At 66.6% G+C, this 25641-nt stretch carries 26 protein-coding genes and 1 pseudogene; 21 read left to right on the top strand and 6 right to left on the bottom strand.

Going from position 1 to position 25641, the window contains the following annotated elements; genetic code table 11:
- Window positions 1-57: 57 nt before the first annotated feature.
- The 5 genes from AC07UK_RS00740 to AC07UK_RS00720 all read left to right on the top strand — a co-directional run bounded on the left by AC07UK_RS00740 (window position 58) and on the right by AC07UK_RS00720 (window position 6263).
- The gene (locus AC07UK_RS00740) at window positions 58-879 is read left to right on the top strand and encodes a type IV toxin-antitoxin system AbiEi family antitoxin domain-containing protein (protein WP_494685442.1); all 822 of its coding nucleotides are present in this window, start codon (window positions 58-60) and stop codon (window positions 877-879) included.
- Entirely contained in the window at window positions 863-1804 is a 942-nt protein-coding gene (locus AC07UK_RS00735) for a nucleotidyl transferase AbiEii/AbiGii toxin family protein (protein WP_494685443.1), read from the top strand. The genes AC07UK_RS00740 and AC07UK_RS00735 overlap by 17 nt, the downstream gene beginning before the upstream one ends.
- Before the next feature lie 173 nt (window positions 1805-1977).
- Window positions 1978-3756: an alkaline phosphatase D family protein gene (locus tag AC07UK_RS00730; RefSeq protein WP_494685485.1), complete on the top strand. Its 1779-nt coding sequence runs from the start codon at window positions 1978-1980 to the stop codon at window positions 3754-3756.
- Between the two features lie 181 nt (window positions 3757-3937).
- Window positions 3938-5548 (top strand): ABC-F family ATP-binding cassette domain-containing protein, encoded by a 1611-nt coding sequence (locus AC07UK_RS00725; protein ID WP_494685444.1) that lies wholly within the window; start codon window positions 3938-3940, stop codon window positions 5546-5548.
- A gap of 94 nt (window positions 5549-5642) precedes the next feature.
- Entirely contained in the window at window positions 5643-6263 is a 621-nt protein-coding gene (locus AC07UK_RS00720) for a DUF2239 family protein (RefSeq protein ID WP_494685445.1), read from the top strand.
- Between the two features lie 18 nt (window positions 6264-6281).
- On the opposite strand, the gene AC07UK_RS00715 is transcribed toward AC07UK_RS00720, so the two are convergent.
- Together AC07UK_RS00715 and AC07UK_RS00710 are read right to left on the bottom strand one after the other, a co-directional pair.
- Window positions 6282-6683 carry a hypothetical protein gene (locus AC07UK_RS00715; protein WP_436221791.1) on the bottom strand — a complete coding sequence of 134 codons (402 nt, stop codon included), beginning with the start codon at window positions 6681-6683 and terminating at the stop codon, window positions 6282-6284.
- 156 nt (window positions 6684-6839) lie between these two features.
- A complete protein-coding gene (locus AC07UK_RS00710; protein WP_436221790.1) occupies window positions 6840-7820 on the bottom strand; it encodes a Bug family tripartite tricarboxylate transporter substrate binding protein in 981 nt (326 codons plus the stop codon).
- A gap of 184 nt (window positions 7821-8004) precedes the next feature.
- Here AC07UK_RS00710 and AC07UK_RS00705 point away from each other — a divergent pair, with 184 nt between their 5' ends.
- From AC07UK_RS00705 to AC07UK_RS00680, 6 genes are all read left to right on the top strand, one after another.
- Entirely contained in the window at window positions 8005-9018 is a 1014-nt protein-coding gene (locus AC07UK_RS00705; RefSeq protein WP_494685446.1) for a LysR substrate-binding domain-containing protein, read from the top strand.
- Between the two features lie 103 nt (window positions 9019-9121).
- A complete protein-coding gene (locus AC07UK_RS00700) occupies window positions 9122-9628 on the top strand; it encodes a DUF1993 domain-containing protein (RefSeq protein ID WP_494685447.1) in 507 nt (168 codons plus the stop codon).
- A gap of 211 nt (window positions 9629-9839) precedes the next feature.
- Window positions 9840-9998, top strand: a complete 159-nt coding sequence (locus tag AC07UK_RS00695; protein WP_494685448.1) for a hypothetical protein — start codon at window positions 9840-9842, stop codon at window positions 9996-9998.
- A gap of 37 nt (window positions 9999-10035) precedes the next feature.
- Window positions 10036-10557, top strand: a complete 522-nt coding sequence (locus AC07UK_RS00690; protein WP_436221788.1) for a sigma-70 family RNA polymerase sigma factor — start codon at window positions 10036-10038, stop codon at window positions 10555-10557.
- Window positions 10554-11354: an anti-sigma factor family protein gene (locus AC07UK_RS00685; protein WP_494685449.1), complete on the top strand. Its 801-nt coding sequence runs from the start codon at window positions 10554-10556 to the stop codon at window positions 11352-11354. The genes AC07UK_RS00690 and AC07UK_RS00685 overlap by 4 nt, the downstream gene beginning before the upstream one ends.
- A gap of 108 nt (window positions 11355-11462) precedes the next feature.
- Window positions 11463-11948, top strand: coding sequence for a hypothetical protein (locus AC07UK_RS00680; RefSeq protein ID WP_494685450.1), 486 nt, complete (start codon window positions 11463-11465; stop codon window positions 11946-11948).
- Between the two features lie 41 nt (window positions 11949-11989).
- Here the strand turns inward: AC07UK_RS00680 and AC07UK_RS00675 are convergent, their stop codons facing one another.
- Window positions 11990-13198 (bottom strand): MFS transporter, encoded by a 1209-nt coding sequence (locus AC07UK_RS00675; protein ID WP_494685451.1) that lies wholly within the window; start codon window positions 13196-13198, stop codon window positions 11990-11992.
- A gap of 137 nt (window positions 13199-13335) precedes the next feature.
- Here AC07UK_RS00675 and AC07UK_RS00670 point away from each other — a divergent pair.
- From AC07UK_RS00670 to AC07UK_RS00645, 6 genes and pseudogenes are all read left to right on the top strand, one after another.
- Window positions 13336-13538: pseudogene (locus AC07UK_RS00670) on the top strand (LysR family transcriptional regulator); the annotation flags it as partial.
- A gap of 311 nt (window positions 13539-13849) precedes the next feature.
- Window positions 13850-14485 carry a 7-carboxy-7-deazaguanine synthase gene (queE, locus tag AC07UK_RS00665; RefSeq protein ID WP_035816887.1) on the top strand — a complete coding sequence of 212 codons (636 nt, stop codon included), beginning with the start codon at window positions 13850-13852 and terminating at the stop codon, window positions 14483-14485.
- 123 nt (window positions 14486-14608) lie between these two features.
- Window positions 14609-15085: a 6-pyruvoyl trahydropterin synthase family protein gene (locus tag AC07UK_RS00660; protein ID WP_010809539.1), complete on the top strand. Its 477-nt coding sequence runs from the start codon at window positions 14609-14611 to the stop codon at window positions 15083-15085.
- A 9-nt stretch (window positions 15086-15094) separates the two neighbouring features.
- Window positions 15095-15697: a tRNA adenosine(34) deaminase TadA gene (gene tadA / locus AC07UK_RS00655; protein ID WP_114132777.1), complete on the top strand. Its 603-nt coding sequence runs from the start codon at window positions 15095-15097 to the stop codon at window positions 15695-15697.
- Window positions 15694-16653, top strand: coding sequence for a muramoyltetrapeptide carboxypeptidase (gene ldcA / locus AC07UK_RS00650; protein ID WP_494685452.1), 960 nt, complete (start codon window positions 15694-15696; stop codon window positions 16651-16653). Before tadA ends, ldcA begins: the two co-directional genes overlap by 4 nt.
- A gap of 274 nt (window positions 16654-16927) precedes the next feature.
- Complete coding sequence (locus AC07UK_RS00645) at window positions 16928-18550, top strand: ABC-F family ATPase (protein WP_436221783.1); 1623 nt, start codon at window positions 16928-16930, stop codon at window positions 18548-18550.
- Window positions 18551-18596: 46 nt separating this feature from the next.
- Here AC07UK_RS00645 and AC07UK_RS00640 read toward each other — a convergent pair whose 3' ends face one another.
- Window positions 18597-19223 (bottom strand): hypothetical protein, encoded by a 627-nt coding sequence (locus AC07UK_RS00640; protein WP_436221782.1) that lies wholly within the window; start codon window positions 19221-19223, stop codon window positions 18597-18599.
- A 208-nt stretch (window positions 19224-19431) separates the two neighbouring features.
- Here AC07UK_RS00640 and AC07UK_RS00635 point away from each other — a divergent pair, with 208 nt between their 5' ends.
- The 4 genes from AC07UK_RS00635 to AC07UK_RS00620 all read left to right on the top strand — a co-directional run bounded on the left by AC07UK_RS00635 (window position 19432) and on the right by AC07UK_RS00620 (window position 24994).
- Entirely contained in the window at window positions 19432-20865 is a 1434-nt protein-coding gene (locus tag AC07UK_RS00635) for an aldehyde dehydrogenase family protein (RefSeq protein WP_436221781.1), read from the top strand.
- Window positions 20866-20986: 121 nt separating this feature from the next.
- Window positions 20987-23449, top strand: a complete 2463-nt coding sequence (locus AC07UK_RS00630; RefSeq protein ID WP_494685453.1) for a penicillin acylase family protein — start codon at window positions 20987-20989, stop codon at window positions 23447-23449.
- A gap of 121 nt (window positions 23450-23570) precedes the next feature.
- Window positions 23571-24278, top strand: coding sequence for a glutamine amidotransferase (locus tag AC07UK_RS00625; protein ID WP_494685454.1), 708 nt, complete (start codon window positions 23571-23573; stop codon window positions 24276-24278).
- Window positions 24275-24994, top strand: coding sequence for an MOSC domain-containing protein (locus AC07UK_RS00620; protein ID WP_494685455.1), 720 nt, complete (start codon window positions 24275-24277; stop codon window positions 24992-24994). Before AC07UK_RS00625 ends, AC07UK_RS00620 begins: the two co-directional genes overlap by 4 nt.
- 11 nt (window positions 24995-25005) lie before the next feature.
- On the opposite strand, the gene AC07UK_RS00615 is transcribed toward AC07UK_RS00620, so the two are convergent.
- Together AC07UK_RS00615 and AC07UK_RS00610 are read right to left on the bottom strand one after the other, a co-directional pair.
- Window positions 25006-25257 (bottom strand): DUF1289 domain-containing protein, encoded by a 252-nt coding sequence (locus tag AC07UK_RS00615; protein WP_114132785.1) that lies wholly within the window; start codon window positions 25255-25257, stop codon window positions 25006-25008.
- Window positions 25258-25292: 35 nt separating this feature from the next.
- Window positions 25293-25595: a type II toxin-antitoxin system HicB family antitoxin gene (locus tag AC07UK_RS00610; RefSeq protein WP_436221777.1), complete on the bottom strand. Its 303-nt coding sequence runs from the start codon at window positions 25593-25595 to the stop codon at window positions 25293-25295.
- Window positions 25596-25641: the final 46 nt, after the last annotated feature.

Below are 25641 nucleotides of genomic sequence, written 5' to 3'. Positions count from 1 at the left end.
GGCATCGAGCTAAACCTTCCGTTGGCAGGGGTTTGTCAACCGTGTATTTTGAACACCATGAGTGATCAAAATCACGGAAAACTAAACCAGCTTCTGGCCAGGCTTGGTGATACCACCTTGGTATCCAGCCGATGGCTGCGCGCGCATGGGTATTCCAACAGCCTTGTCGCACGCTATGTGGCCAGTGGCTGGCTGGTTTCGCCAGCGCGTGGTGTCTACATGAGGCAGGGCGGGCGCCTGCAGTGGCAAGGCGTGGTCCATACCCTTCAGGCCAACGAGGCATTGGCTGTGCACGTCGGTGGGCGCTTTGCGCTGGCCATGCAGGGGCATGAGCACTACCTGCGCCTGGGCGAAGCGGGCACGATCACGCTTTACGGGCCACAACGGCTGCCAGGCTGGGTGGGCAAGCTGCCATTGAACGAACACTTCGAGTTTCACGGCAAGGGGCCTTTCGACCTGACTGCGTTGCACTTCATGCCCGAGCTGCCGGAAAAGGCGTTGCTCGATCAGGGATTGACATGGCACGAGGTCAGCCCAGGCACCGATGCCCTGGCCTGTTCCACGCCGGAGCGGGCCATGCTGGAACTGTGCGATGGCGTGGCAAATGCGGCCCTGGTCTATGAGGCCGATGCGCTGATGCAGGCGATGACGACGCTGCGGCCGCAACGGGTTGGCATGATGCTGCGCCATTGCCGCAGCGTCAAGGCCAAGCGCCTGTTCCTGGCGCTGGCCGAACGCCACCGGCATGCATGGCTGGCGCATGTGCCACTCGATGGCGTCGATCTGGGCCGGGGCAAGCGCGCGCTGGTGCCCGGTGGACGCCTGCATCCGACCTACCAGATTACTTTGCCTGGAGACCTGGATGAGCATCTGGGATAAGCGCTATACCGACCGGGTGCAATTGCTGGTCGAGATCCTGCCGGTCCTGGCGAAAGAGCCGCGCTTCGCACTTAAAGGGGGCACTGCGATCAACCTGTTCGAGCATGACCTTCCGCGGTTGTCGGTGGATATCGACCTGGCCTGGTTGCCCGTGCATGACTTCGCCGAGGATGCGGCCTCGATTGCTGCGGCATTGGAGCAACTGGCCGATGCACTGCGCGCCCGCCCGCTGCAACTGCAGGTGCAGTCGTCGGCGGGCGAGGGTACGCGGTCGGTGACGCGATTGGTGGCCAGCCGTGGCCGCGCGCGCGTGCAGGTCGAGACAACACCGGTCATGCGCGGCACAGTGCATCCGGTGCGCAGCATGGTGGTCAGGCCGAAGGTGGAGGAGGCTTTTGGCTTCGCCTCCGTGCAGGTGCTTGATTTCGCCGATCTTTATGCCGGCAAGCTGGCCGCAGCGTTGTCGAGGCAGCATCCGCGCGATCTGTTTGATGTCAGTCTGCTGCTGGAGGACGAACGTGCGGATGAGAGGCTTTGGCGGACTTTCCTGGTGTACCTGACTTGCAGCCCCAAACCTGCCTGGGAGATGCTGGCCCCTCGCGCGCCGGCGGATTTCGCGGCAACGTTCGACGCGCATTTCAAAGGGATGACTGCCGAGCCGGTCAGTGCGGAAGTGCTGCTGGAAGGCCGCGAGCGCCTGCTGGCGCGAGTGGCGGCGTGGCTGGATGAGCCATCCCGTGCGTTTCTTGGATCCGTGGAGGATGAGAAGCCGGATTTCGGGCTCATCGGGCTTCCTCACGCAGTTGAGTTGCCGGGCATACGGCGCAAGTTGCATAACCTGGCCCAGCGCTCGCCAGCCAAGCGGCAGGCGGATCGTCGCGAGCTGGAACAGACGTTGGCGCGGCTCACTGGGCGGGGTGCCTGAGGCAAAGGCCCCTCGTGCAATCAGCAGGTGGCGCTTGACGCGCATTCTCTCTTCGTTCACCTTATGTCCCCGGCATAGATGGCCAGGCGTCCCATTGCCGGCGCTAGGCCATTCGCGGCGATCTCGCCAGCGCAGCCCGCGAGCGAATAACAAAAGGTGACCAAAGGGAGACCATCTCAATGAGCAAGCTACTGCTCGGACCCGTGCTGTCGTTTCGTGGCCTCGGAGCGGATGGCTCATGGAAGGTGACGGCGCTCGTTGGCATAGAAGATCAAGCCAGAGTTCCTCAGGTCACCGTGGAAGGCCGCAAGGCCGGCAAGCCGGTGACCCTGCTGCAGCATGCGGGCCGCACCTATCTGCGCTACGACTTGTCCTGCAAGCTGCGCAAGAACGAACGGCGGGTACCATACAGCATCGAAGGTGTCGGAGAGGCGTGGCAATTTACCGTGCCCGGCAAGGGCTACGCGCCGCGCATGGCCTATGTTTCGTGCAACGGATTCTCCGACCCGGGCGGCATGCGCAAGCTGGTCAAGGCCGAGAATGCGGTATGGGCGGACTTGCTGTGCAACCACGACAAGGAAGTCCGTCCGGCAGGCTATGAGCTGGACAAGGAGCAGCTCTGGCACGAGGCGCGTACCCATGACCAGGGCAATCAGCGCTTCCATTTGATGCTGATGGGCGGCGACCAGATCTACTTCGATTCGATCTGGGAAGACATCAAGCTGCTGAAGCGCTGGATCGGGCTGACGCGAGAGGAGCAGCTGCAGTACCCGGTGGACGCTGACCTCGAGAAAGAAATCGAGGACTACTATTTCAGGCTCTACAGCGAGCGCTGGCTGCCTCATGCCAGATCAGGGTGGGGTAGTGCAGACAAGCCGCTCGACGCTGCCCAGGCCATGGCACGGATCCCCACGGTGATGATGTGGGATGACCATGACATCTTCGACGGCTGGGGTTCCTATAGCCCCGAGATGCAGCGCAGTCCGTTGTTCCAGCGGCTGTTCTTCCATGCGCGCCGGGCGTTCTGGGTCTTCCAGATGCAGCATGCTGTCGAACAGCTTCCCGACCTGGTGCCGCGCACTGACGTCAGGGTCCGGTCTGACGATCCATTGTTCGAACCGGTCAAGTGGACTCAGGTGCTGTCCGGCGACAAGCTTGCGCTGCCGTTGCTGGACGAGCAGCCGGGGTTCACGTTCACGCATTCGGCTGGCCCAGTCAGTCTGATCGTTGCTGACCTGAGGACCGAACGATCCCAGGAGCAGGTGCTTGGACCCGGTACCTGGGGCGCACTGCAGCGGTGGCTGTCGGGGATCGAATCGGGCCACGCCGCCAACCCTGGCGGCATCAACTGCCAGCATCTGCTGCTGCTGTCCTCCGTGCCGGTGGTCCATCCCAAGCTGTCGCTGGCTGAAGCCTTCCTGGACAACTTTGGCCAGGATCATGTGCTCGACAGCAGTGCCGATGACCTGAAGGACCACTGGACCCACGACGATCACGAGGGCGAGAGGAAGCGCCTGGTAGAGACGTTGCTCAAGACAGCCAGCCAGAAGCAGCTGCGCGTGACGATCATCTCTGGTGATGTCCATGTCGCGGCCTGGGGTGTCGCCTACAGGAAAGACGTGGGGCCGAAGGACAACTGGGCGCAGATACAGCAGCTGACCAGTACTGCCGTGGTGCATCCCTCGCTGGTCGGGGTCATGGAGCGTCTGTTCTTCCATGTGCTGAACAACGTTGCCCAGTCGAAGCAGGCGCTGGATGTCAACCTGTCTGCGGAAATGATGCTCTTTCCCGGATCCAACCGGTACGTGATGCCGGCCAGGAACTGGCTTGCCATCGAACTGGACCGGGGTACGGACAACCCGAACGGCTGCAAGCTGTGGGCGACGTGGCGGTGCGAGACCAAGGCAGCATTCACCAATCACCTGCTGGCTACCGATCCGGTGAACTTATAGTTTTAGCCGAGTCAGAGAGTAGGGCGGGGCGACGTGCTCAGGCATGCGTCCCCATGCCTCGCCGATTCAAACCCCATCCGCGGAGGATTCAAGCCATGCGCCATTGATGCCGCCGTCTGCATGACGGCCAGTCTCCACCGCCCCCAAGCAGGGGGAGTTCCTGGCATCCCTGGAATCTCGCATGTCAAATCCCAAGCTGACGCTGGAAAGCGTTTCCTATGTCCTGCCCGACGGCCGGACGCTCTTCTCTGAACTGTCCGAACAATTCGACGGTCGCCCCACCGGCCTGGTCGGGCGCAACGGTATCGGCAAGTCCGTGCTGGCACGCATCCTGGGCGGGGAGCTGGCGCCCTCCGCTGGGCGTTGCGTGCGGTCGGGCAGCGTGCATTACCTGTCCCAGCAGGCTGCACATGCCGTGCAGTCGGTGGCGGGGCTGGCTGGCGTGCAACCGGTGCTGGATGCGCTGCAGCGCATTGAGGCCGGCAGCACCTCGGCACAAGACTTCGATGACGTCGGCGAGCACTGGAACATGCCACAACGGCTGCGGCAGGAGCTGGAACGCAATGGCCTGGGCCACCTGCAGGCGGACACCCCGGCGAGCACCCTGAGCGGCGGCGAAGCCATGCGCGTGGCACTGATCGGCGCGATGCTGTCGGATGCCGATTACCTGATCCTCGACGAACCCAGCAATCATCTGGACCGGCCGAACCGGCTGGCGCTGATCGCGCAACTGCAACGCTGGCAGCGCGGCCTGCTGGTGGTCAGCCATGACCGGCAGTTGCTGGAGGGCATGGCGCGCATCGTCGAACTGTCGTCGCTCGGGTTGCGCAGCTATGGCGGCGGCTATTCGTTCTATGCGCAATGCAAGGCGCAGGAGCGAGAGAACGCCTTGCAGCAGCTGGATCAGCGCAAGCTCGAACGCAAGCGGGAAGAACAGTCGCTGCGTGCGCAGCGTGAACGCCAGGAGCGGCGGCAGGCCCGTGGCAACCGGCAGGCGAGCGATGCCAACCAGGCCAGGATCCTGCTGGGCCGGCAGAGGGAGCGCAGCCAGGCATCGGCAGGCAGGCTGCGCCTGCAGCAGGCCGCCACGCGCGAAGCGCTCGATGCGCGCGTGCGCGACGCCGCGCAACAGGTGGAGGACGATGCCGCGATCGTATTGCTCGCCTTGCCTGTCAGCCAGGCCGCGCAACGCCGCGTAGCTGAACTGGAGGAGGTCGATCTGCCGTTCGTGCCGGCCGCCACGCGCCGCATCAGCCTGGTGCTGACTGGCCAGCAGCGCGTGGGCGTCGTCGGCCCCAACGGTTGCGGCAAATCCACCTTGCTCAAGCTGCTGGCCGGCCAGTTGCAGCCGCGGGCTGGCCGCTGCGCGGTGCATGTCGAAAGCGCCTACCTCGACCAGCAGCTGGCCGGCCTGTTGCCGCAGCGCTCAGCCATCGAACAGTTGCTGTCCGCCAACCACACCGCCGGGGAGGCGACATTGCGCACGCGGCTGGCGCTGCTGGATCTCGATGCGCAGAAGGTCACCGCACCCAGCGGCCTGCTCAGTGGCGGCGAGCGCCTGAAGGCCGCGCTGGCTTGTACCTTGTATGCCGATCCGCCGGCACAGCTGCTGTTGTTCGATGAACCCAGCAACCACCTGGACCTGCCGTCCGTGCAGGCGGTGGAGACGATGCTGCGCGGCTATCAGGGCGCACTGGTGGTGGTGTCCCACGACGATGTGTTCATGGCCAGCCTGGGGCTGACCCATCGCCTGGCGGCAACGCCGGATGGGTGGGAGCTGGAACCCTGGTGACCCGAAAGCATGGTGGTTTTATTTATACCCGGATGATATTGACATCTTATTTTATCCGGGTAATATTCGGGGATCGTCTCTAAGGGGCAACCCCATGACCAACGCAACGCTTCACAACTACACCACCTTCGACGGCCACCGGCGTATCGCCACGGGTTCGCTGCAAGCCAATGCGCTGGCGCTCAAGCGCGCGCTGGAAGCCGGCGCAGGCGGACCCGTGCTGGTTTTCGACGACAGCACTGGGCGCTCGATCGACCTGGATACGAGCGGGACGGAGGCCGCCGTACTTGAGCGGACTGCCGAGCGCGCCGCGCAGCTCGAATCCCTACGGCAGCCAGCCGGCGACAACGACGAAGCAGCGGAGGTGGCCGAGCCCCGGGGCCGAGGGCGCCCGAAGCTTGGCGTGGTATCGCGCGAGGTGACGCTGCTGCCGCGCCATTGGGAATGGCTGGCCGCCCAGCCAGGCGGGGCATCCGTGGCCCTGCGCAAGCTGGTCGAGCAGGCGCGGCGGGACAACGCGGACAAGGACCGCGGCCGCCGCGCCAGCGAACGGGCCTACCACTTCATGGCGGCGATGGCGGGAGATCTGCCCGGCTTCGAGGAAGCCACGCGGGCTTTGTTCGCGGGCGATGTGGCGGGCTTTGCGCAGCGGCTCGAGGCATGGCCGGTGGATATCCGCGAACACGCGATGCGCCTTGCGGACAGCAACGCCTGAACGGCTGCGCGGTCCCGTTCAGATGCCGCCCAGCAGGTCCTGCGCATCCACGATCGCATAGGCGATCTCGGGATGCTCTTCCATGCTGCGGCGGATGGCGGCGGGGATCGACTGGCGGATCTTGCGGCACAGGCCGGGCTGCTCCTGCACCTGGATGCTGATGCCGCGCACCGTGCGCACGCCGCGGGCGCTGGGGGTGATGGTCAGCACGATGCCCAGCTGGGTCTGCATCAGGCTTTCCATGCGCTGCAATTCAGCCAGGCTGGTCAGGCGCTCAAGCCGTTCGACCAGCCGCTTTTCCTCGGCGCGGGTGAGCCGCAGCACGCGCAAGTCGGCGTTGGGGTCACTCAGCAAGGCTTCGCGCCCGCAGATGCAGGCGCCGGGCGGGCATTCCGTGCGAAGAGGGAGCGGCGCGTTCATGTGGGGCGCGGCCATAAGGCCGCAAGATAGCGGGGGCGATGACCGGATATGTTAATTCAGGTTGCCGGTCGCCGGTTGCCGCTGCGGGCGCGCCATCTTTCCCGCCGCCCCTCAGGTCTGCGGCCGCGGCACCTGGCCTGGCTGCGCGGGCATGGTTCAGTCCAGCTGCTCGATATGAGCCGAATTAATCAGGGCACGCCATTTGGCGGTCTCGGCATCGATCAGCTTCCGGAACTGCGCGGGCGAGCCGCCGGCCGGCTCGGCGCCCAGCGCCGCCAGGCCCTTGCGCACGTCCGGCGCCTGCAGCGCAGCTTGCAGCGCGGCGTTGATCTTGTCGATCACCGGCGCCGGCGTGCCGCGCGGTGCCACCACGCCGCCCCAGGCCACGGTCTCGTAGCCCTTCAGCCCGGACTCGTCGAGCGTCGGCACCTCGGGCAGCAGCGCAAGGCGTTGCAGGCTGCTGACTGCCAGCGGCCGCACCTTGCCGCCGCGGATCAGCGGCATGGCCTCGGAGGTATTGCTGAACATGAAGTCGAGCCGGCCGCCCATCAGGTCCTGCAGCGCGGCGGGCCCGCCGTTGTACGGGATAAAGGCGACATCGGCCTTCGCCATCGACTTGAACAACTCTCCGCCCATATGGCCGGTAGTGCCGACGCCCGATGCGCCGTACGACTGCTTGCCGGGCTGCGCATGCGCCCGCGCGATCAGGTCCTGCACGCTGTGCACCGGCGAGTTCACCGGCACGATCAGCACGTTGTACAGGCTGAGCAGGTGGATGACCGGCACCAGGTCGCGGTCCACGTCGTAGGGCAGCTTGCGGAACAGCGAGCGGTTGACCGCCAGCGTGTTGATATTGCCGAAGCCGATGGTGGTGCCGTCCGGCGCGCCGCGGCGGATTGCGGCGATGCCGAGGTTGCCGGCGGCGCCGGGCCGGTTGTCGATCACCATGGTGACGCCGCTGTCGCGCGATGCCTGGTTGACCACCAGCTGCGACAGCACGTCGGGCGAGCCGCCGGCCGCCGGCGGCACCACGAAGGTCACCGGCTTGTCGGTCCAGGGCTGGGGCGGCGCGGCGGCGCAGGGGAGAGTGATGGCGGCAAGGGCCAGGGCGAACCCGCTGGCGAGGGTGCGAAGCATGCGGTCTCCTGCATTGATGGGGTGCGGGCCAGACTAGCATCGGCATCCTTAGAACCCGTCATCGAATAATGTGCTGCCGCCATAAGCGGGCGTTATCGGTATGAGGGGTTTTCAGAGGATTGGTATGAAATGTGCTGCCGCCATAATCGGAGTTGTTGGTATACGGGGTTTTCGGAGGACTGGCATGAGGCAGCGCGGACGGTCGGACGCATTGGCAGGCACAGGCGAGCGCACGGGAGCAGGGGCGGCTGCGCCATCGGGCCGGCCGCTCAACCTGCGCCAGATCGAGGTGTTCCAGGCCATCATGCTGGCGGGCTCGGTCAGCGGGGCCGGACGCATGCTGCATGTGTCGCAGCCCGCGGTCAGCCGGGTGCTGGCGCTGACCGAAAGCCGGCTCGGCTACCCCTTGTTCGAGCGCGCGCGCGGCAAGCTGTTGCCGACACCTGAAGCGCGGCGCCTGTTTGCCGAGGTCGAGCAGGTCTACAGCGGCGTACAGCGCGTCAACGACCTGGCCGCGGCGTTGCGCCGCGAAGGCGCCGGCACGCTGCGCGTGGTGGCCAGCGCCGCCTTCGCGCAGCAGTTGGTGCCGCGTGCGCTGGCGCAGCAGTTGGTGCCGCGTGCGCTGGCGCAGCTGCGCGCGGGCGGCGTGCCCACGCGCGTCGACTACCGCAGCGTCACCTTCGACGAACTGGTCGGCATTTTCCTGAGCGGTCGGGCCGATGTCGGCGTGTCGATGGTGCCGGCGGGGCATCCGACGCTGTCGTCCACGCTGCTCGGGCGCCAGCCGATGCTGTGCGTCCTGCCGCCGGACCATCCGCTGGCAGGCCGCGAGGTGGTGACGCCGGAGGATTTCGCCGGCAGCGCGTGGATCGGCTATCCGCCCGACACGCCGCTGGGCCGCGCGCTGGCCGGCTTCTTCGGCGACAGCGGCGCGCCCGCCATCGAGGTGCATTCCCCGGTCACGGCATGCGCCTTTGTGCAGCAGGGCCTGGGGCTGGCGCTGGTGGATGCGTGGAGCGTGACGCCGGCCATGCGCGCGGCCCTGGCGGTGCGGCCGGTGTTGCCCGCGGTCGGCCTGGAAATCTGGGCGACCCATTCCAGCCTGGCGCCGCTGCCGTTGGCGGGGCGCCGCTTCCTGGCCTCGGTCGGCAAGGTGCTGCGCGACATCCAGCCGCCTGCCGCGTGCGCGCCGGGGTAGTCCGGCAGCAAATGCCGATCCGGTCTATGCTCGCGGCAGCGGTGCGGCCCGACGGCCCCCGACAACAAAAATTTCCAACCGAGGCCTGCACAGGAGATCCCCCATGTCACTCTCGATGTACGACGTTTCGATTCCCCCGTTCATCCGCGCACTCGCCAACCTGGCCGAGATCCTGGACAAGGGCGCGGCCCACGCCCAGGCGCAAGGCATGGACCCGGCCGACCTGATCCAGACCCGCCTGATCGCCGACATGGATGCGCTGCCGGCACAGGTGCAGCGCGCCAGCGATGCGGCCAAGGGATGCGCCGCGCGGCTGGCAGGCATCGAGGTGCCGTCGTTCGCCGATACCGAAACCACTTTTGCCGAACTGCAGGACCGCATCGCCCGCACCATCGTGTTCCTGGAGCAGATCTCGCCTGAGCAGCTGGAAGGCAGCGAGCAGCGCGCGATCGAGCTGAAGCTGCGCCAGGGGCCGATGACGTTCGACGGCAAGTCCTACCTGCTGGGCTTTGTGCTGCCCAATTTCTACTTCCACGTGACCACGGCCTACGACATCCTGCGCCACAAGGGTGTGCAGATCGGCAAGCGCGACTATCTTGGGCTGAAGTAAGAAGCCGAGCAGGGCCAGTAGGAAAAATGCCGGGCGCGAAGCCTCCCACGCGGCGGGGCTTGTGGAACAAACTCCATGACAGTGGAATAAAGCGCCGCCGCGGCGCGTTTACTCAGTTGACAGGCTCCGGCGGCAGCAACATCGCGCTGCCCGGGCGCGGCGTTCCCGACGTGGAGAATGCTGCGCCGCGGCCTGCCTCCTGGAGACTGAAATGAAAGTGCCCCATCTGATTTCTGGCCTGCTGCTTGCCATGGTGGCGGTGGCGGCGTGCTCCACCGACAGTGGCACGGATCCGGCGGACGGTTCGTCCTCATCTCGCAGTGGCAGTAGCCGGAGCTCTGGCGGCGCAATGTATCGCGGCGGCTACTAATTGGTCCTGGCCGCCAGCCCGAGGAGTGTCCATCCCGGTGAGCTTGCGCGACGACCTCGCCGCCTGCCTGCCGCAGCTGCGCCGTTACGCGCGCGCGCTGACGGGTGATGCCGCATGGGCGGACGACCTGGTGCAGGACACGCTCGAGCGCGCGCTCGCGCGCACCTCGATGCTGCGCGCCCACAGCAATACGCGCGCCTGGTTGATGACCATACTGCGTCACCTCTATATCGATCAGTTGCGCAAGCACCGCGAGCTAGCGCTTGATGCCGATGACCCTGTGTGGCAGAGGCTGGAAGCGCCGGTCGGGGAGGTCGGCGGGCTGCTGCTGCTCGATTTGCAGCGCGCGCTGTACCGCCTGCCGCTGGAGCAGCGCGACGTGCTACTGCTGGTGGCGCTGGAGCAACTGAGCTACCGGGAAGCCGCCGCCATCCTGCAGGTGCCGGTGGGGACGGTGATGTCGCGGCTGTCGCGGGCACGCGAGCACCTGCGCATGCTGCTCGGCAGCGATGCTGGAAGCCGGCCCGAGATTTTCAAAGTCGTGAGGCAGAGGCCATGACTGACGATCGAAGTTCCACCGCGCTGACGACAGGCCCGGAGTTGGAACGGCTCTCGGCGCTGGTCGATGGCGAGCTTGCGCCGCACGAGCAGGCCGAGGTCGCGGCCGCGCTGGCGCACGATGTACAGGCCTCCGCACGTGTGGAGGATTACCAGCGTCAGGGTGCCGCACTCAGGTCGTTGTTTCCGTTGCCGACGGATATGCGCTATGTACTGGTGCTGCCGCGCCGCGCGTGGTGGCGGCGCGTGTCGGCTGCGCTGGCCTGGGCCGGCGCGGGGATGATCCTCGGCACCGGCGGCATGTGGCTGTCTGCGCGCGAGGCCGATCCCTGGGCTTTCTCCCGCCATGCCGACCTTGCCTACGCGGTCTACGCGCCGGAGCAGCGCCACCCGGTAGAAGTGGCTGCCACCGATCAGGCGCACCTGGTGGAGTGGCTGTCGCGCCGGCTGGCGCGCACGCTGACGATTCCAGCGCTGGACGAATACGGCTACACGCTGATGGGGGGGCGGCTCTTGCCCGGCGCGGCCGGCCCGGCGGCACAGCTGATGTATCAGAACCAGGCGGGCGGGCGCCTCACGCTGTATATCACCGAGGCCGCGCCGCAGCACGCCTCCTTCCGATTGCTGCGCCAGGAGGACCGGCGCACGTTCTATTGGGCCAGCGCGGGTGTCGGTTACGCGCTCTCGGGCCAGCGCAGCGAGCCGCGCCTGCGCGAGATCGCGATGGACGTCTGCAGCAGCGTGGGCGGAGATCCGCAGGGATGGCAGCGAGGCGCAACCTCACCGCCTGTGGAATAAAACGTGCCGCTAATCCGTTTACTTCATGCAGTGCGGGCCGGCGGCAAACCGATGTGCCATGCGCTCCGCGAGGACATACGTCGGGACTTTGAGGTCAGGGTGACAATCATGGGCAAGGTTTTGGCGGCCGCAGCGGCCGTGTGCGCAGGCCTCGGCTTTGGCGTGGCGGCGCCGGCCGAGGAATTGGTGTCGGCGCCCTGCCAGCAAGTGGTTGGACAGGCCGAGATTGACGGCGTGCTGCAGGTGATCTCGGGGGTGGCTTGCTTGCAGCCGGACGGGACGTGGCAGTTGGTCGACGGAGCGAGCGGGTGGGTCACATATGCGGCCCCGGCCTATTACTATGATCCCTGGTACTGGGCGCCGGTCGGCGTGGGCTTTGGTGCCAGCGTGATCTTTGTTGACCGCTTCCATCACTTCCACCATATGCACCATGTGTTCGTCCGCAGGCCGGGCGTGATCGTTCGTGGTGGTTTCCATGGCGGCTTTCATTCCGGCTTCCATGGCGGTTTCCATAGGGGGTTCCACGGTGGGGGTGGAGGTGGCTCGCATGGTGGCTCGCATGGTGGCTTTCATGGTGGCGGCATGCACCACTGAGGCTTTCGGGGTGTTCGGGAAGAGTCGGTACAGGGGGCAGATCAGTGCGTCATGGCACCGGCCGGCACGCCGCCGCTGCGGGCATCGAAGCCCGCGGCGCGGTCCAGGCGCCCGCTCAGCTCGGTCAGGGCCAGTGCCACCAGCACCACCAGCGCGCCGATCCACGGGGTCTGCATCAGGCCCAGGTGGGTCACGATCAGCCCGCCGGCCCAGGCCGCGCCGGCAATGCCGAGATTGAAGGCGGCAATATTCAGGCCGGATGCGACATCCACGGCGTCAGGCGTGAAGCGTTCGGCCTGCTTGACCACGTAGACCTGCAGGCCGGGCACGTTGCCGAAGGCCACGGCACCCCAGGCCAGCACGGTCGCCACCACCAGCCAGCGATGCGGTGCGGTGAAGGTCAGCACGAACAGCACCAGGGCCAGCAGCAGGAACACCAGCTTCAGCGCCGGGATCGGGCCGTGGCGGTCGGCCAGGCGGCCGCCCCAGATGTTGCCGGCGGCGACTGAGACACCATACACCAGCATCACCAGGCCGACCGCGCCGGCGTCAAAGCCGGACACGTCCTGCAGGATCGGGGCGAGGAAGGTGAAAGGGATGAACGAGCCGCCGTAGCCGATCGCGGTCTTGGCGTAGACCAGCAGCAGCCGCGGCTCGGCCAGCACGCGCGCCTGCTGCAGCAGCGACGCCGGCGGCGTATGCGCGATGGTGCGCGGCACGAACAGCAGGCTGCCGACAAAGGCCACCGCGCCCAGCGCCGAGACGGCCAGGAAGGTCTCGCGCCAGCCGAAGTGCTGGCCGATAAAGGTACCCAGCGGCACGCCGGTCACCAGCGCCACGGTCAGACCGGTGAACATGATGGCGATGGCGCTGGCGGCCTTCTCGCGCGGGACCAGCCCGGTGGCGATGGTCGAACCGATCGAGAAGAACACGCCGTGCGCCAGGCCGGTCAGCACGCGCGCCAGCACCAGCGATTCATAGCCGGGCGCCTTCCACGCCAGCAGGTTGCCGAGCGTGAACAGTGCCATCAGCGACAATAGCAGCAGCTTGCGCGGCAGCCGGCCGGTCAGCGCGGTCAGCACCGGGGCGCCGATGGCTACGCCTAGCGCATACAGGCTGACCAGCAGCCCTGCCGATGGCAGGGAAACGTGCAGGTTGGCGGCAATGGTGGGAATCAGGCCAACGATCACGAACTCGGTCGTGCCGATGGCAAAGGCGCTGATGGTCAGCGCGAACAGGGCAATGGGCATGATGCAGCCTCCGGTAAGGGCAACAATGGCAAAAGGAGCCAGGAACAGGGCGGAGTGTGCCTGGGATGCCTTTGCAGAAAAACCCGGGGATCTGCAGAAGATATTTGACTAAAATTCAAGAATGAGGCTGACCCTGCCTGATCGAGCACCGCACCGATGTCGCCATCCGCATCGGCAGGCTGCGCGATTCAACGCTGCATGCGCTGCTGGGCTTTACCCAGCCGGAGGGGCTCAACCGCTGCCCTTGCGTACCGACGACGGCCTGGAGCTGCCGATCCGGCCACATCTGGCGGCACCCAGCGGCGAAACCCTGCGCCATCTGACCCTGGCCGGCGGCGGGCGCCGCGTCCCGCCAGCATCTAAGCGAAAACCCTGACCCCTCTGGTATACTTGCAATACGTCCGGACCGGCCGGACGCAGCCTGCGACAGGCCACAGGCGGTTCCTCCGGCAGTGCCCGGAGCCCTGCACGGAATACCCGGTGCACACCGCCCGCGCTGCCAGCCATGCGGCGCCGATCCGGGAGCCCGAGCCCGGATCCGTGATACTTGTGATCCGGCCTTTGCCCAATACCTGTTGAAACCCCGGCCAGCCCAAGGGCGGCCGAATGCCCGTTAACGGTCCCAAAACGGTCCCAGAGAGACCCCCACGCATGACTTACGCCGTCAAGGAAATCTTCTATACGCTGCAGGGCGAAGGCGCCAACGCCGGCCGCGCCGCGGTGTTCTGCCGCTTTGCCGGCTGCAACCTGTGGAGCGGCCGCGAAGACGACCGCGCCAGCGCGGTGTGCCAGTTCTGCGATACGGATTTCGTCGGCACCGATGGCACGCGCGGCGGCAAGTACCGCACGGCCGAAGAGCTGGCCGCGGTGGTCGCGTCGGAGTGGCCGCAGGGCGCCGGCGGCCAGCCGCTGGTGGTCTGCACCGGGGGTGAGCCGCTGCTGCAGCTCGACGCGCCGCTGATCGACGCGCTGCATGCGCAGGGCTTCGAGATCGCGATCGAAACCAACGGCACCATCGCCGTGCCGCCGGGGATCGACTGGGTCTGCGTCAGCCCCAAGATGGGCTCGGAACTGGTGGTCACGCGTGGTGACGAGCTCAAAGTCGTGATCCCGCAGGAAGGCCAGGACTTTGCCGCATACGAGCAGCTTGATTTCCGCCATTTCCTGGTGCAGGCCATGGACGGCCCGCTGGCGAGGGAAAATACCGCCGCCGCGGTGGCGTTCTGCCAGCGCCATCCGCGCTGGCGGCTGTCGCTGCAGACGCACAAGCTGCTGGGCATCCGCTGAGCGGCGCGGCATCGACGGTATCGACAGGTCGCCCAACGGGCGGCAAAACGTACACAATACAGGCTTCGGGCGCGCGCGCAGCGTCCGTTCCAACGCAGGCGGCCGGCACCGGCGCCGGTACACATGAGCAAACAAGTTTCCATTACCCGCCGGCTGGAGTTCGACTCCGGCCACCGCATCCCGAACCACTGCGGGCAGTGCCGCAATATCCACGGCCACCGCTACCGGCTCGACCTGACGCTGTCGGGCGAGGTCCTGCACCGCGAGGGCGCGTCGGATGACGGCATGATCCTGGACTTCGGCGACATCAAGGCGCTGGCCAACGAGCACCTGGTCAACAAGTGGGACCATGCCTTCCTGATCTACCGTGGCGACACCGCGCTGCTGAACTTCCTGCAATCGATGGAAGGGCACAAGACCGTGGTGCTGGATGCGATCCCGACGGTCGAGAACCTGGCCCAGGTCGCGTTCGACATCCTGGCGCCGGTGTTCAAGGACTGCTTCGGCCACCATCTGCAGCTGACCAGGCTGGTGCTGTTCGAAACGCCCAACTGCTGGGCGGAAGTGAGCGCGCCCGCCGTGCTGCCGGCGCAGGACTGAGCGGGGACGATGACAGAGACGCCACCGCTGCCGTTGCGCGCGCTGCGCGCCCTGCCTGAAGACCCGGCCGAGGCTGCCGAGCGCGATGCGCGCTACATGCGCGCCGCGCTAGAAGAAGCCCGCCTGGCCGAAGCCGCCGGCGAAGTGCCGGTGGGCGCGGTGGTGGTCTGGAACGACACCATCATCGCGCGCGGCCACAATCTGCCGATCCGCTCGGTGGACCCATCCGCCCATGCGGAGATGCAGGCGCTGCGCGCCGCCGCCCAGGTGATCGGCAACTACCGCATGCCAGAGTGCGAGCTGTACGTGACGCTGGAACCGTGCGTCATGTGCAGCGGCGCGATCCTGCACGCGCGGCTGCGTCACGTGGTGTTCGGTGCAACCGACCCCAAGACCGGCGCGGCCGGCAGCGTGCTCAACCTGTTCGAGCAGGCGCAGCTCAACCACCAGACCACCATTGCCGGCGGGGTGCTGGCCGACACCTGCGGCCAGATGCTGAAGGATTTCTTCGGCGCGCGCCGCCGGGCCCAGAAAGCCGCGCAAAAGGCGGCACAGCAGGACGCCGCCGCGCCTGTCACCGATCCCGACAAGAACAACGACACCGAAGCATGAGCACGCCGAACAGCAGGCCGCCGCATACCGAAGTCCGACTGATCGCCTCGTCCGGCTATCCGCACGACGTCGCCGTCGCCGCGCGCGGCTGTGCCTGGCTCAAGCATCATGGCTACCACATGACCAATCCTGACGTGCTGGCGCGGCGCTACCTGCGCTTTGGCGGCACGGATGCGGAGCGGCTGGCCGACCTGCATGCCATCGGCACTGGCGCGCCGCACGCGCTGACGCTGGCGGTGCGCGGCGGCTATGGCATCGCGCGGCTGCTGGCGCAAGTCGACTTTGCCCGCATCGCCGCGCAGGCCAGTGCCAGCGGCACGCCCATCGTCGGCCACAGCGACTTCACCGCGTTCCAGCTGGCCTACCTGGCGGCGACGGGTGGCGTCACCTTTGCCGGGCCGATGCTGCTGGCGGATTTTGGTGCCGAGGTGGTGGATCCCTTCATGTGGGAGCATTTCGAAGGCATCTTGCGCAACCCTGCGTACAGCGTCGACGTGGCAGCGCCGCAGCCGGGCGGCCAACCGTTCTCCGGCAGCGTGGAAGGCACGCTCTGGGGCGGCAACCTGGCCATGCTGTGCAGCCTGCTGGGCACGCCTTTCATGCCGCAGGTGGAGGGCGGGGTGCTGTTCCTGGAAGACATCAACGAGCCGCCGTACCGGGTGGAGCGCATGCTGATCCAGTTGCAGCAGGCCGGCGTGCTGGGCGCGCAGCGCGCCATCGTGCTGGGCGATTTTTCCAATTACCGCGTCACCGACTACGACAACGGCTACGACATGGACGCCGTGGTGGCCTACCTGCGCGACCAGCTGCCGGTGCCGGTGCTGACCGGGCTGCCGTTCGGCCACTGCGCGCGCAAGCTGACGCTGCCGGTCGGTGCCCAGGTGCGGCTGGCCGCACGTGCGGATGGCTTCAGCATGGCGTTTTCCGGCTATCCGGTGCTGCCGACACTGGCCTGACCGGCCGCATCGTCCGATGCCGCGCATCCGGGTCGCAAGGAATGCGTCCGGATGATAGAATGTACGGTTATTTCCTGACTTCCTGCCGGGTTCTCACATGAACCGGGCGCGGCCCGTGCCGCATCGCCAGCCATGGCCGCCGGAATACTCCGGGCCAGCGCGATGCATCTCCGGCAAGGCCCGTCCCTGAGCGGCATGGGGTGCGCCTCGTGTGCAAAACCGGCAAGCCGCGGCCAGCGCCGCGGCGCCACAATCTCCAGACAAGGTTCAAGACGTGCTTTCTACCGCAAACATCACCATGCAGTTCGGCCCCAAGCCGTTGTTCGAGAATATCTCGGTCAAGTTCGGCGAGGGCAACCGCTACGGCCTGATCGGCGCGAACGGTTGCGGCAAGTCCACCTTCATGAAGATCCTGGGCAGCGACCTGGAACCGTCGTCGGGCAACGTCATGCTGGAGCCGGGCGTGCGCCTGGGCAAGCTGCGCCAGGACCAGTTCGCCTATGAAGACATGCGCGTGCTGGACGTGGTGATGATGGGCCACACCGAGATGTGGGGTGCCGCGCAGGAGCGCGACGCCATCTACGCCAACCCGGAAGCGACCGACGAAGACTACATGAAGGCCGCCGAGCTGGAGGCCAAGTACGCCGAATACGACGGCTACACCGCCGAGGCCCGCGCTGGCGAGCTGCTGCTGGGCGTGGGCATCCCCACCAGCCAGCACCAGGGCAACATGAGCGACGTGGCCCCCGGCTGGAAGCTGCGCGTGCTGCTGGCACAGGCACTGTTCTCGAACCCGGACGTGCTGCTGCTGGACGAACCGACCAACAACCTGGACATCAACACGATCCGATGGCTGGAGACCGTGCTCAACGAGCGCAACTCCACCATGATCATCATCTCCCACGATCGCCACTTCCTGAACTCGGTCTGCACCCACATGGCCGACATGGACTACGGCACGCTCAAGGTCTACCCGGGCAACTACGACGACTACATGGAAGCGTCAATGCAGGCCCGCGAGCGCCAGGTCGCCGCCAACGCGCGCGCCAAGGAGCGCATCAGCGAGCTGCAGGACTTCGTGCGCCGCTTCTCGGCCAACAAGTCCAAGGCCCGCCAGGCCACCTCGCGCGCCAAGCAGATCGAGAAGATCAAGGTCGACGACATCAAGCCGTCGTCGCGCCAGAACCCGTTCATCCGCTTCGAGTTCGAGAAGAAGCTGCACAACCTGGCCGTTGAGGTGGAGAACATCACCAAGACCTACGACCGCAAGATCATCAACGGCCTGTCGCTGGCGATCCAGGCCGGCGAGCGCGTGGCGATCATCGGTGAAAACGGCGCCGGCAAGACCACGCTGCTGCGCAGCCTGCTCAACGGCGCGGTGCAGACCGGTGTGCAGCGCGGCGTGGAAGTGGACCGCGGCACGGTCAAGTGGGCCGAGAACGCCAACGTCGGCTACATGCCGCAGGATACCTACGAGGAATTCCCGGACAACCGCGACGTGATGGACTGGATGAGCCAGTGGACGCAGGCCGGCGACGACGAGACCTCGCTGCGCGGCACGCTGGGCCGCCTGCTGTTCTCGGCCGACGACATCAGGAAGTCGGTCAAGGTGCTGTCCGGCGGCGAGAAGGGCCGCATGATCTGGGGCAAGCTGATGCTGGGCCGCCACAACGTGCTGGCCATGGACGAGCCGACCAACCACATGGACATGGAGTCGATCGAATCGCTGCAGATCGCGCTGGACAAGTTCACGGGCACGCTGATCTTCGTTTCGCACGACCGCGAGCTGATCAGCGGGCTGGCGACGCGCGTGATTGAAGTGCGCACGGACGGCACGCTGACGGACTACCTCGGTACGTATGACGAGTATCTGCAGTCGCAGGGTATCGACGGCTGAGCGTCGGAACGTTGATGATGCAAGAAGGCCGCCTCCGGGCGGCCTTTTACATTGCTGCGCCGGAATGCCAGCCAGCGGCGATGCGATCGGCGATCTGGTCGAGCTGGCTCGTGATGGCACGCGCGGTGATGTCGCCCTTGGCCTTGAGCAGCGCCGCATGCAGCGGTTCGCGCAGCGCCAGCAGCGCGGGCAGGTCGGTGGCCTTTTCGACTTTCACCTGCAGCATGTAGCCGCGCAGGCCGAGATGCTGCCCGATCACGTCGGTATAGAAGTGATACAGGCTCTCGAAGGCCGCGATGTCCGCGGGTGAATAGGCCGCGGTATCGGCCGGTTGCGGCGCCTCCGGCACCTCGGTGACCGGTGCATGGCGCATTGCATACACGGAGAACATATTGGTGTCGGCAGCAGGCGTGACGCCACGCGCCGGCGCCTGCGCCACGGCAGCGGGCGGCCTTGCCGGCTCCGGGACGGCTTCTACCAGGCCTTGTGCCACCAGTGCATCCATGGCCTCGGGGGCCACTCCCATGCCGGCTACCTGCGCCAGCAATTCCTGCCCGCGGCGCTCGCCGTTGACCATCAGCAGCAGCGCGCGCAGCTTGTGGTCAAGCTTGCGTGCACGCGTCCGGATCTCGTCCTGTCCCGCATCCGTCTTGCGGTAGATCGGATCGACCATGTCTCACCCCTTGTTATGTCCGGCCGTCTTTGGCGGGAGTCCCCCGTCAGGTGGTGCGGCCGATTATCGCCACCTTCTTGCCCAGAGCGGTATGCGCGGCTTTCCGCGGCGCAAAAACATAGTCCCGAATCCGCTCTACAATGTGCGTGCACCATAAAAGTAACAAAAAAATTGCAATCGCCAATTCACCAAACCGAGAACTGTGGCCATGCAACAACGAGACAAACTCTTTATTAACGGCAAGTGGGTCGCTCCCCACGGCAATGGCAAGATCGACGTCATCCACTCTGCCACCGAGGCGGTGATGGGCACCATCCCCGAAGGCTCGGCGCGCGACGCCGAGGATGCCATCCAGGCGGCCCGCGCGGCCTTCGACAGCTGGTCGGCCACGCCGCCGGCAGTGCGTGCCGGCTATATCGCCAAGATCGCCGAAGGCCTGAAGGCGCGCAGCGAAGAGCTGGCCCAGCTGATCGCCGGCGAAGTCGGCATGCCGATCAAGCTGGCGCGCGCGATCCAGGTGGGCGGGCCGGTCTACAACTGGGGCCAGGCCGCCAAGCTGCTGGACGGTTTCCGCTTCGAGGAAGAGGTCGGCAACTCCCTGGTGGTGCGCGAGCCCGTGGGCGTGGTGGGTGCCATTACTCCGTGGAACTTCCCGCTCAACCAGATCACGCTGAAGGTGGCGCCGGCGCTGGCCGCCGGCTGCACCGTGGTGCTCAAGCCTTCCGAAGTGGCACCGCTCAATGCCTTCGTGCTGGCTGAGGTGATCGAGGCCGCCGGCCTGCCGCCGGGCGTGTTCAACCTGGTGACCGGCTATGGCCCGGTGGTGGGCGAGGTGCTGGCCAGCCACCCGGAAGTCGACATGGTGTCGTTCACGGGTTCGACCCGTGCCGGCAAGCGCGTGTCGGAACTGGCAGCGCAGACCGTCAAGCGCGTGGCGCTGGAGCTGGGCGGCAAGTCCGCTTCGGTAATCCTGGATGACGCCGACCTGCCGTCGGCGGTGAAGGGCACCATCAATGCCTGCTTCCTGAATTCCGGCCAGACCTGTTCGGCGCATACCCGCATGCTGGTGCCGCGGGCCCGTTACGAGGAAGTGAAGGCGATCGCGCAGAAGGTGGTCGCGGGCTTTACCGTGGGCGATCCGCTGCAGGAAACCAGCAAGCTGGGACCGCTGATTTCCGCGGTGCAGAAGGACCGTGTGACCGGCTATATCCGCCGGGGCCTGGACGAGGGTGCGGAGCTGGTGGCTGGCGGTCCGGAAACCCCGGAAGGGCTGGACAAGGGCTTCTACGTCAAGCCGACCGTGCTCGGCAACGTGGAGCCGCGTGCCACCGTGGCGCAGGAAGAGATCTTCGGGCCGGTGCTGTCGATCATCTGCTATGACACCGAGGAAGACGCGGTGCGCATCGCCAATGACAGCATCTATGGCCTGGGCGGCGGGGTCTGGTCCGGTGACGAGGCACGCGCGATCCGCGTGGCGCGCCGCATCCGCACCGGCCAGGTCGATATCAACGGCGGTCCGTTCAATATGCAGGCGCCGTTCGGCGGCTACAAGCAGTCCGGCAACGGGCGCGAAGCGGGCAAGTACGGCCTGGAGGAATTCCTGGAGTACAAGTCGCTGCAGCTGAAGAAGCCGGCAGCCTGATGCTGCGCTGAGCGCGTTGATGCAATATGGGAAATGCCCGGCTGGTCCGGGCATTTTTTCGTGCGGATAATGCGCGGAAAACACGTAAAACATAACGACAAAAGTCATTGGGGGAGCAACGATGCGCTGGTTTGGTCGGCTGGCCAGGTTTGTGGTGGGGCTGCTGGTGCTGGCGGTGGCCGGCGCCGCCGGGGCCCTGGTCTGGTATCGCCATGCGGCGCAGCCGCCGGCTTCCGGCCAGGAAGCGCTGGCGGGTTTGCGCGGCCAGGTCGCGGTCGTGCGCGACGGCCATGGCGTGCCCCATATCCGCGCCGCCAGCAAGGCGGACGCCTGGTTTGCGCTGGGCTACGTCCATGCACAGGACCGGCTGTGGCAGATGCAGATGAACAAGCGCGTCGTGGCAGGCCGGCTCGCGGAGATCCTGGGGCCGTCCGCGCTCGATACCGACAAGTTCCTGCGCACGCTGGGCGTGCGGCGCAATGCCGAGGCCATCCTGGCGCAGGCCTCGCCCGAGACCCGTGCCGCGCTGCAGGCCTATGCCGACGGCGTCAATGCCTGGATCGACCATCGCAAGGGCCCGCTGCCGCCTGAATTCCTGCTGCTGCGCGCGCAACCCGAGCGCTGGGAGCCGGCCGATACGCTGGGCTGGCAGACCATGATGGCCTGGGACCTGGGCGGTAACTGGACCCAGGAAACCCTGCGCATGCGGCTGGCGCAAGTGCTGCCGGTGGCCCGCATCAGCGAGTTGCTGGCGCCGTATCCGGGCGAGCAGCCGGTGCGCACCATGGATTACGGCCATCTGTACAGGCAACTGGCACCGCTGGCGAATGCCATGGCCAGCGTCGGCGACAAGGCGCCGCCAGGTTATGTCGAGGGCATGGGCTCGAACAACTGGGTGGTGTCGGGTGCGCATACGCAATCGGGCAAGCCGATGCTGGCCAATGACCCGCACCTGGGGCTGCAGGCGCCCGCGCTGTGGTACTTCGCCAGGATGACGGCGCCCGGCCTGGACGTGACCGGCGCCACGCTGCCCGGCATGCCGCTGGTGGTGCTGGGACACAACGACCGCATCGCCTGGGGGCTGACCAATACCGCGCCCGATGTGCAGGACCTGTATATCGAACGGCTGCGCCCCGGCAACGACACCCAGTACCAGACCCCGGACGGCTGGGCCGCATTCGAGACCCGCACCGAGACCATCCGCGTCAAGGGCGCCCCGGACGTGGTGCTGAAGGTCCGCGCCACGCGCCACGGCCCGGTGATTTCCGATGTGGCCGAGCCGCTTTCAGCTGCCGCGGGACCGCTGGGCGCACAGTATGTGGTGGCCTTCCAGTGGACCGCGCTGCGTCCGGACGACCGCACCTTCCAGGCCGGACTACGCATGAACGAAGCGCGCGACTGGGCCGGCTTCACCGCGGCGCTGCGCGACTTCCATTCGCCGCAGCAGAACATTGTCTATGCCGATGTCGACGGCAATATCGGCTTCTATGCGCCCGGACGCGTGCCGCTGCGCCGGGCCGACAACGACCTCAAGGGGCTGGCGCCTGCGCCCGGCTGGGACGCGCGCTACGACTGGACCGGTTTTATCCCGTTCGAGGCACTGCCGCACCGCTACAACCCGGCTGACGGCGTGATCGTGACGGCCAACCAGCGCATCGTTGCGCCGGACTACCCGTACTTCATCACCAGCGAATGGACCGTGCCGTATCGCTTCGACCGGATCCAGTCGCTGCTGGCGGCCACGCCCAGGCACAGCTTCGACAGCTTTGCGGCAATCCAGAAAGACGTGGTCTCGCTGGCCGTGCGCGATGCCTTGCCGCTGCTGCTGGCCGCGCCCGTCAGCCGGGATGCGGCGCGGCCCGAGCGCGAACGCGCCTTGCTGGAAGCGCTGCGCAAGTGGGATGGCACCATGGACCCGGCGCGCGCCGAGCCGCTGGTGGTCACCGCCTGGCTGCGCGAGCTGTCGCGGCGGCTGTTCGAGGAGAAAGCGGGCGAGGCAATCTTTGTCCGCCTGTGGGAGCAGCGTAACGTGCAGCAGCCCATGCTCAATATCCTGCGCGATCCGCGTACGCTGGGCGCGTTCTGGTGCGACCGGCAGCATACGCGCCCGGCCGAGACCTGCGACGACGCCATTGCAGACGCTTGGACCCAGGCCATGGCGGACCTGTCGCGCCGCTACGGCGACGACGCCGCCCGCTGGCGCTGGGGCGAGGCGCACACGGCGCGCTCCGAGCACAAGCCCTTCGGCAAGGTCGCGTACCTGTCGCCGCTGTTCAACCTGCGCGTGCCGACCGGCGGCGATACCTATACGGTCAATGTCGGCCGGCACAACCTGCGCGACGACAAGGCGCCGTTCGAAAACACCCACGCGGCCAGCGTGCGGGCGCTCTATGACCTGGCGGACCTGGAGGCGTCGCGGTTCATGGACTCCACCGGGCAGTCAGGCAACGCGCTGTTGCCGCGCTACCGCGACTGGACCGGCAAATGGGCGGCGGTCGAGTACGTGACCATCCCGCCCGTGCCATCGCCGCCGCAGCAGGTTGCGCCAGATACGCTGATCCTGGTGCCGGCTGCGGCCAAATAGCGCAGGGCATGACATGCCGTGCTGAGAATGCTCGCAAATTGGCGAGATCCTGCCATGGTCTTCGCGGGGCGCAGCAATTGACGCTACCATGGGGACCCCTTTCGACCGGCAGGAGTCCCCGATGGCAACGCGTACCACCCATGTGATCCAGCACGTCGCATTCGAGCATGCGGGCGTGATCGGCAATGCCTTGCGCGCGCGCGGGCATGCGTTGCAGGTGTTTCAGGCCGGTGTGGACGACCTGGCACCCATCGCGGAGAATCCGGCAGACCTGCTGCTGATCCTCGGCGGCCCCATCGGTGTCTATGAAACCGAAGCCTATCCCTGGCTGGAGGCCGAGATCGCCCTGATCCGCCAACGCCTGGCGGCTGGCGGCAAGATGATCGGGGTTTGCCTGGGCGCGCAGCTGATCGCGCGTGCTGCCGGCGCGCGCGTCTACGCGGGCACGCGCGAGATCGGCTGGGCGCCGATTTCGCCTACGCCGGCGGGACAGGATTCCGCGCTGGCCGAACTGGCCAGCGCCCACTGGGAGGTGCTGCACTGGCATGGCGATACCTTCGACCTGCCGCCCGGCGCGCAACTGCTGGCATCCACCGCCGCGGTACAGAACCAGGCCTATGCCATCGGCAACCAGGTGCTGGCGCTGCAATTCCACCCCGAGGTCATGCCGCGCGATATCGAGGCCTGGCTGATCGGCCATACCGTCGAACTGGCCAAGGCCGGCGTCGATCCGCGCACCATCCGCGCGCGTACTGCCGAAGTCGGCGCCACCGTGGCGGCCGCGGGCGAGCGCATGTTCGCGCGCTGGCTGGAGGAAGCGGGGCTATGAGCCAGCCGGCATCGCCAGTGCGCGCGGTGATCGGCGCCGTGTTGACGGGACAGGTGCGCCCGTTCGGGCCCAATGGCGTGCCCAGCGGCATCGCCAAGACCGCGGCTGGCGAGCGGATTCGCGTGACCGCGCTTGGACTTGAAGGCGATGGGCAGGGCGACCCGCGCCATCACGGTGGCCCGGAAAAGGCGCTGCACCACTACGCCTTCGATCATTACCCGGCGTGGCGCGAGGAACTGGCTGCGCAGGGTGCGCAAGGCAACGGTGTGCTCGACGTTGCGGGCGCCTTTGGCGAGAACCTGAGCACCACCGGGCTGACCGAGGCCGCCGTCTGCATCGGCGACCGCTTCCGCCTGGGCACGGCGCTGGTAGAGGTATCGCAGGCGCGCCAGCCATGCTGGAAGCTCAATCATCGATTCGGCTATGCAGGCATGTCGCGCGCCGTGCAGCAAAGCCTGCGCACCGGCTGGTACTACCGTGTACTGGAGACTGGCGACGTGGCGGCGGGCGATACGCTGGAACTGGTGGCGCGCCCCTGTCCGCGATGGTCGCTGCAGCGCCTGCTGCAGGTGCTGTATGTCGACCGGCTGGACTATGCTGCGCTCGCGGAAATGTCAGAGCTGGCACCGCTGGCCGAGAACTGGCGCAAGCTTGCCCGGCAGCGCGTGGAACAGCGCGAAATCGAAGATATGGAGCGGCGGCTGGCGGGCGGCTGAGCGCCGCAGCCTCAGCCCTGGCGGAACCGCTTCCCTGTGCCTTCGCGGGTAATGCGTTCCCAGACCACCTGCTTTTCCTCTTCAGTGAAGAACACCCAGTTGCTGACCTCGGCCGCAGTGCGGCCGCAGCCCTGGCAGATCTCGTCGAACAGCGTCGAGCAGATGCCGATGCAGGGGCTGTCCGGGCGCTCGGACAGCGTGGAATCCGTGGTGCCGTGGTCCGGTTCGGGGCGGAGCGGGGCGGATTCTGAGGGCGACGGCATGGTGGCGGGAGGGATTGGGGTGAAACGGGGGGACATTATACGGGGTCGGAACGGGGCGGCTCTTCCCATGCCCTCTGGTCCGTCAAATCGATCTCAACTAGTGTCCAGATGGCGCCCGCATATTCGGGATTGGCAAGCAATTCCTCCGTTGATGAAGCATGAAAGAGCGTCGCTTCACCAAGTTGGCGTCGGATTGCGATGTGGCTGCGGATCGCCTCTTCCGTGTTGCGGATGGCATCGTCTATGGACTCGCCCCAGGAATGGCAACCTGGAATGTCTGGCACCGTAACGCCGTAGGCCGCTCCATGCTCTTTATGGATTGCGATGGAAAATTGCATTGACAATCTCCTTTAGTCATTTCGATGGAGTTTCGGGGGGCGTTAC

Source organism: Cupriavidus sp. GW821-FHT07C08, from assembly GCF_059419025.1.
Note: the sequence above shows the minus strand (reverse complement) of the source record. Positions and strands in the feature narration are given on the sequence as shown.